Annotated in this window: 9 protein-coding genes; 1 reads left to right on the top strand and 8 read right to left on the bottom strand. The window is 35.5% G+C overall.

Features of this window, described 5'->3' with window-relative positions; translation table 11 throughout:
- On the top strand, positions 1-219 hold a 219-nt coding region (locus EA365_00470; GenBank protein TVQ49387.1), incomplete at its 5' end, for a hypothetical protein.
- 275 nt (positions 220-494) lie between these two features.
- On the opposite strand, the gene EA365_00475 is transcribed toward EA365_00470, so the two are convergent.
- From EA365_00475 to EA365_00510, 8 genes are all read right to left on the bottom strand, one after another.
- The gene (locus EA365_00475) at positions 495-737 is read right to left on the bottom strand and encodes a type II toxin-antitoxin system HicB family antitoxin (GenBank protein ID TVQ49388.1); all 243 of its coding nucleotides are present in this window, start codon (positions 735-737) and stop codon (positions 495-497) included.
- 180 nt (positions 738-917) lie between these two features.
- Entirely contained in the window at positions 918-2,183 is a 1,266-nt protein-coding gene (locus EA365_00480; GenBank protein ID TVQ49389.1) for a serine/threonine protein kinase, read from the bottom strand.
- Between the two features lie 7 nt (positions 2,184-2,190).
- Complete coding sequence (locus tag EA365_00485; GenBank protein ID TVQ49390.1) at positions 2,191-2,931, bottom strand: Uma2 family endonuclease; 741 nt, start codon at positions 2,929-2,931, stop codon at positions 2,191-2,193.
- Positions 2,900-4,153, bottom strand: coding sequence for an O-antigen ligase family protein (locus EA365_00490; protein ID TVQ49391.1), 1,254 nt, complete (start codon positions 4,151-4,153; stop codon positions 2,900-2,902). The genes EA365_00485 and EA365_00490 overlap by 32 nt, the downstream gene beginning before the upstream one ends.
- On the bottom strand, positions 4,135-4,803 hold the full coding sequence (locus EA365_00495; protein ID TVQ49392.1) for a hypothetical protein: 669 nt from the start codon (positions 4,801-4,803) through the stop codon (positions 4,135-4,137). Before EA365_00495 ends, EA365_00490 begins: the two co-directional genes overlap by 19 nt.
- Before the next feature lie 41 nt (positions 4,804-4,844).
- Entirely contained in the window at positions 4,845-5,480 is a 636-nt protein-coding gene (locus EA365_00500; GenBank protein TVQ49393.1) for an NYN domain-containing protein, read from the bottom strand.
- Between the two features lie 86 nt (positions 5,481-5,566).
- On the bottom strand, positions 5,567-6,007 hold the full coding sequence (locus tag EA365_00505; protein TVQ49395.1) for an aspartyl protease: 441 nt from the start codon (positions 6,005-6,007) through the stop codon (positions 5,567-5,569).
- A gap of 254 nt (positions 6,008-6,261) precedes the next feature.
- On the bottom strand, positions 6,262-6,600 hold the full coding sequence (locus EA365_00510) for a P-II family nitrogen regulator (GenBank protein TVQ49394.1): 339 nt from the start codon (positions 6,598-6,600) through the stop codon (positions 6,262-6,264).
- Positions 6,601-6,743 lie beyond the last annotated feature (143 nt).

Here is a 6,743-nt window from a genome sequence, read left to right on the forward strand (position 1 = left end):
GGTTCAATAGTTAGAAATAATTATTTTTGGGCATTAAAATCAATCTCCAGTTATTCTAATATTGGTAAAGATTGGGAATTTGATGATCAAGTCTGGATAGCTTTAAGACGAATGTTGTTATTTTTTACTGAATCTGGTTATCTTGGTTACTCGGAAACTAGTTTAGAATTTCCTGAAGATACTTATATTCCTGAAGAATTGCGGGATTGTACTTATTAAGTAGGTGAGTCGAATTTTCTAGTCTTTTCAATGACTTGGATATTTATTTTCTAATATAGAAAGGTAATTCTCTAATGCAGATGCAACAAAAGTATCAAAATTTATCCCTTGTTCCTTTGCTTTTAGGGCAACTTTCCGATGAAGCCTACTAAGTAATTAGGTAGCCCTAAATAAACGTTAATTAAATTAACAATTAGGAGAGTCTCAAAACCTTGCGATAGCTTCGTTTTGCTGCGCTCCACTCGCTATGACATTTTACGTTTAGTTAAGCTCACCTACTTATCTGTTTTCACTTTAAAAGAGCCTTCAAAAGATTTTTCAGGTTCAATTCCTTTTTCTTCACACATAGTAATGTAGTCATCAACTGCCTCTTGAAAATTTAAGCGAAGTGACGTTACATCATTACCTTCAAAGCTGATTAAGCTCCTGATATACTCCACTTTGCCATAAAAAATATTATCTTCATCACTATAACTTACAGAAGCAAAATACCCTTTATATTCCATCATATTTTTCATATTATGTCCTCCTCAGAGAGAATTTCAATAATTTGTTTTATTTGATACTTTTAAAGTATGTTTTAGGGATGAAACTTAAAGTAGCTCCTCCTATATGTGGCAAACTGCAAACCATGTGTTGGTTCAGAAAAAGTTAAGTAGAGGCATTCTGGGGGAAGTTTTCAGTATGAAGACTGCTTATTAATCCTTTATCGGTAAACAAGCAATAATCAAAACAGTAGCTATATGAAAGGGGAAACCTAGTAAAAACCATAATAACTGATCTCTATTTTTAGATTTAGCGATATCTTTACTCAAAAAAGCACAACAAGTAATTAAAAAAGGGATAATCAAAATCTCAAAGAGTGAAGCACTTCCCGAAAATAAACTAACTAAACTAGTGAGTATCATCACTACTCCATAGGGAATAGTTATACAACTAGCAATTATTCTTAAGATAAATAGTTCTTTCTTTTCTTCTTCTGAGTTATTCTGAGGAGTAATTTCTTGATTAGATATTATCGGTTGAATAGTTTCCTGACGATATCGAAGACTAACAGGAGGAGGTGGTATAAATTCAGGTTGATTGTTGGTGTTTAAATCTGCTAAAACTTCTTTAGCAAAATGATAACGTTTTTTGATCGCTTGTTGGATTAACTTATCTAAAATCTTACCCAATTCATCAGAAACAGGATTATTAGTCGCTAAATATTCTCTCCAACTCCAATCATTATCTACACTACTAAACATATCAAAGGGACTAACATTAGTGAGTAAATATAAACAGGTTACCCCTAAGCTATATAAATCACTACTATATCTTGATTCTCCCCGTAATTGTTCTGGGGCTGCGTATTGTGCTGTACCAATGACTCCAGAAGTATAACCAATAATACTCTGATTAAACTCTTTAGCTGCACCAAAATCAACTAAAAACAATTTTTCATCACCGATACGTCTAATGATATTTTCTGGTTTAATATCGCGGTGAATTACCTGTTTAGAGTGAATAAAATCTAAAATCGGGAGAATATCGAGTAACAAATTACGGATATCTCGTCCATTAAAAATACCATGATCTGCTAACTCTTGGGCTAAGTTTTTACCATTGATATATTCTTGAACTAAATACTGTCTTCCTTCCTGATGACAATAAGCTAATAAAACAGGGATTTGGGGATAATCACCGAGTCTCTCTAAACGCTCAGCTTCTAGTTTAAAGGATTTAGCTGCTTTCTCTAAATATGTGGGATCTTGATTAATCGGAAGAAACTGTTTAATCACACAATAAGGTTGAGACGGTTTCCCCTCATCTCTAGCTAAAAAAGTTTTGCCAAAACCACCCTGTCCAATAACTTTAAGAGCACGATAACGATCCTGCAACAGTAGTTTAGCGCCACATTGTTCACAAAAGTTAACTGTTGTCGGATTTTGGTGCAGACAATCTGGAATCAAACACAGATTCATAGATTCATTACTTATTATCCTCGGGTTCAATCCCCATTGCTCGCAGTTGTGCAGCTAATCTCTCAGCGCGTTGGCGCTCCTGTTCAGCGCGTTGGCGCTCCTCTGCTATTTTTTCTGTCCCCCACAGTAGTAGATTATCTTGTTCATCCCACCATCTTAACCAATAGCCTTGACGATTTTCGCGGTTTCCTTGCCAAACTCCTAAAAAAAGCTGCATTTGTTCTATCCAATAACGTTGATTACTAGGTTGTAATTTATAAGATTTATGCTCATCAAGTTGATAAAACTCCAAAACTCCTGTTTTAGGCTCAAAAATCCCGTAATTAGGAACTTGCAGAATTTGTTCATAAAAGAAAAACTTACCTGGAGGATAGGTTTCTTTAACAGAATATTCCCCCCCATCACTATCAGAGAGAAATTCTAAAACTATTAAAGGTATTTCCCCCTGGAGTTGTGGGGTATAACTGCGAGTAATTTCGGCTCTAGGTACGTTAATTTGAGCTATATAAGCCCAATCTGGAGCTTTAACGACGATTTTGTCATTAATGGTGGCGCAGATACCGTAGTTGGTAGCAATTAGGGCTTGAGCACTGACTTTCTCGGCTATGATTAAGCTTTCGGTTAAAGCTGTAGCTAAAGATGGTTGATTAATATTGTCCACTGGATCATTAGGTAAATGATAATCATCGGGTAATTTTTCCCAACGGATTTGATAACTAGGTTTGGTGGTTGTGGTAGTGGATAACATCTGTTTTTTTTCTGTAGTTTTGAACTAGACCAGCGATCGCCGCTAGGATTAACCAGCTTAAAGTATTAACCCTTAAGTCAAATAAACTAACGTCAAAGCAGTTAAAGAGGATACAAGCGCTAAAAGCGATTATATAAGTCAAAAAAATGATTTTTTCTGCACCGAGATAGGGTAGGATTAGCACTGCTTGAGTTAAAATCCACCCTACTAAGATTATTAAAGACAGAGTTACTGGTATTCCTGTTTCTGCCATTAACATTAAGTATAGATTATGAGGATGTCCTAACCAAACTTCCATCTGTTCTTGGTAAAGAATCGTAAAGTTTCTCAATCCCCAACCCACCCAAGGACGTTGTTTGACTAATTCCCAACTAAATTGCCATTGGGTTTGACGCAAGGTAGCAATAGGGCGATCGCTGTACATTTCATCCGATAAACGACCCCAAAAATACCTTGGTACATAATTACGCCAAAATTCCCTTCCTGGTTCTGGTCCTATTGAAGCCCATGTAACTACACTAGTCATACCCAGGACTAACCAGACTAACCAACGCCAACCTAAATAAAAAGCGAAAACTAAACCCCCTATAAGCGCTATCCCCCAAGCGTTACGGGAACTAGTTAAAATTAATCCTGAGATTTGTACCAATAAATAAATAGTTAACCAGATTAAAACTTTTTTATGACCAAGACGATAATTCTCTAACCATAAACCCAAGGTAAAGAAGAATATCATCAACAGATAGATAGCTAAAAAATTAGCATAGATAAATACTGAAGCCATTCTGTCGGTGGGATTACCATTAGCTACTAATTCCCAGCCCAACAGATTAGGTAAACTCCAACCCCCGTAGAGTTGTCCCCAACCTAAGATGACTATTGGTAAAGAGGGGAGGATTAATACCCAAGCTAGTTGTCTTAATTGTGATATTTTGCTAAATAACTGGGGAAATACCGCCAAAATAGCTAAAAAGGGTAAAAAATTAGCTAATCCTAAGCCCGCTTCCCCTGGATTGGTGGAGAAATAAGCGCTGATAATTAACCCTACAGTTACTAAAGCGATTCCCCAATTTAAAGGATAAGTCAGAATAACTCGATATCTTTGCCAGCTTAAGATAAATAAGACTATTACTAATCCTATTTCCCCTAAAGAAGGGATTAGGGGTAAAATTAGTACCGAAAGTAAGGTTAAACGCCAGATATTTAAGCTAGTTCCCAGCATTCACTACGAGTTAAGCGAATTTGCGCTAAAGTAACGATAGCAGGAATAATTCGACGATAATTGGTAGCGATCGCCTGTAATCCCAATTCAGCAATTAAACTAGTCCATAAAACAGGTCCAATCAGAGCTAAAGTAGTTTTCAACATAGCGTAACGAGCTATCCCCTGTTTAGCTGCTGCTATAGCTATGGTTTTACTAGGTATTTGTTTAACTAACCAAGATTTCAACAGAGAGTTTACGGCTAAAACAGTACCACCTTTTAAGACGGTGTTAAAGGTTTTTACTGGAGATGCAGGTAATTTAGCACAAGCTTTATTGAGTACACAGAGAAATATTTCTGCTTCTATATCCATGGTGGACATAGTTTGAGTATAGTCAACCTTCAGATAATGACAGACTTTGATTAAGATTTGACGATAACTAACTTCTTGACTACGTCCTTGCAATACTGTTAAACTATCAGCAGCTAGATAGCGAAAACGTTTTTCTAAAGTATCCACCCAATTAGACCAATCCTGACTCTGTATTTCTAGGGGTAAAGGATTTCTCCAATAATCTAGTGGATTAAGTCCACGAGCGAATAAAATTTTAGTTAACTCTTTTAATTCCGCTTCTGTAGCTAATTCTAATCCCGTTCTCAACTCGTCCATTTTCAAGGGGTGCTAATAAATTCTAGCTATTATTATAGTTATTAGGGAGAAGAAAGATAACCAGAACGAGGTAGTTTTTGGATATGTTCTTTAATATCGCTTAAATCTACATAATAATCAGCATAATTAATCAAACTATCACTAGTCATACTGCGCAAACTAACTACTTCTACCCTAGCTCCTTGATAACCTACTGCGTTAACTGCGTAAGCTAAATCTCCATCACCACTTACCAAAACTGCTGTATCATAGTATTTAGCTAGGGTCATCATATCTACAGCTATCTCTACATTCAGGTCAACTTTTTTAGAACCATCGGCTAATTGGGTTAATTCTTTGGTGACTACTCGATAACCGTGACGACGCATCCAGAGTAAAAAACTTTGTTGTTTATCGTTGGTATAATCAATTCCTGTATAAAAAAAACAACGTAATAATCTGGAATTTCCTGTTAAATAGCGTAGTAACTTGGTGTAATTAATTTCTATTCCTAATTGTAAAGCAGCATAGAATAAATTAGATCCGTCGATAAAAATAGCGATTCTACCTCGATTTAATTCATTAACAGCGCTTACTTCTTTAACCAGTTCTGGTTTATTCTCTTCTAACGCTCCTTGATTAGGGTTAGCAATGGTTTCCCAGTATGAGAAACTTTTTGTGTTTTGTTCATAAAACATAATAATTTTATCTTGGTATTTATAATAATTTATCTTACAAGGCAATCTTAACTTATCTATCCAAAATTGACTAGAAAACTTAAGGTTTATTTCCGAACATGAAGTTCTATAGTATTTTGTTTAATAACTAGATCATAATGACCAAAAAAATCTTGTCCTAGTAAACCGATGGGAAGATTAGGAGCAATCACTACACTTACATTATTAGCAGTAATTCCTCCTACCGCTATAGAATCAACTTTTCCTACTCCGGCTTGGATTACTCCTCCCGCGGTAGAAACAAGGGTAGTTCCTTCTAGTTCAATCTGTAAAGTATCCGCCATTGTTGGGGTTAAAACAGTTCCACTCGCTCCTGTATCTAGCAACATCTCGAAACGATGTTGACCATTAAATACTACCTCAATAACCGCTATATTAGCTTCTCGACGTTTAATAGGAATTTCAAAAATATCCTGATTAGAGACGCTCTCGGAACTATTATTACACAAATCACCGAGATTAAGAGTTTCCCCATTAGCATCTAGCATAAAACAATCATTTTGTTCTTGTGCTAGTAAATTATCAGGATAGAGACCTATTCCTAAACACAGTATTAAAAAAGTTGTAGTTAATTTCACCTTAGTTAAGCTTAGGGTATTTAACTACAATTTAACATAAGCTTATTATTACTCAAAGTATTAATAGCCGCAACCTCTAACTGTAGCTAGATTCAGGTTAATTGTAAAGAAATTTAACAAAAAAAATCAACCACCCTCGACTAAGTAGGGTGGAATCAGAAATTTTAGACTGCTTCTAGATCTTTTTCTCCTGTTCTAATTCTAATAATTTGTTCTACAGGAGATATAAAGATTTTACCATCTCCAATCTCTCCTGTACGAGCTGCGGTAAGAATTTTATCAACTACTAAATCTACTTGATCATTCTCTACGACTATCTCTATTTTAAGCTTTTGTAAGAACTCTACTGTGTATTCAGAGCCTCGATAGCGTTCTGTTTGACCTTTTTGACGACCAAACCCTCTAACCTCTGAAACTGTCATACCGACGATTCCTGCGTTGACTAGAGCGATTTTAACTTCATCTAGTTTGAATGGTCTAATGATTGCTTCTATTTTCTTCAAGTTTTTTTTCTCCTTGATTTTTGAATCTGTCAACTTTTAACATTGTCAATAGTTGATTTTTGTTACGATAGTAACAGTTTATTCTTTTTGACGATAAAGATATTCTACAATCTTAGGTGTTAACTGAGTTCTTCGTCTAGTCA

This window comes from Gloeocapsa sp. DLM2.Bin57, assembly GCA_007693955.1.
In the GTDB taxonomy this organism is placed as follows: domain Bacteria; phylum Cyanobacteriota; class Cyanobacteriia; order Cyanobacteriales; family Gloeocapsaceae; genus Gloeocapsa.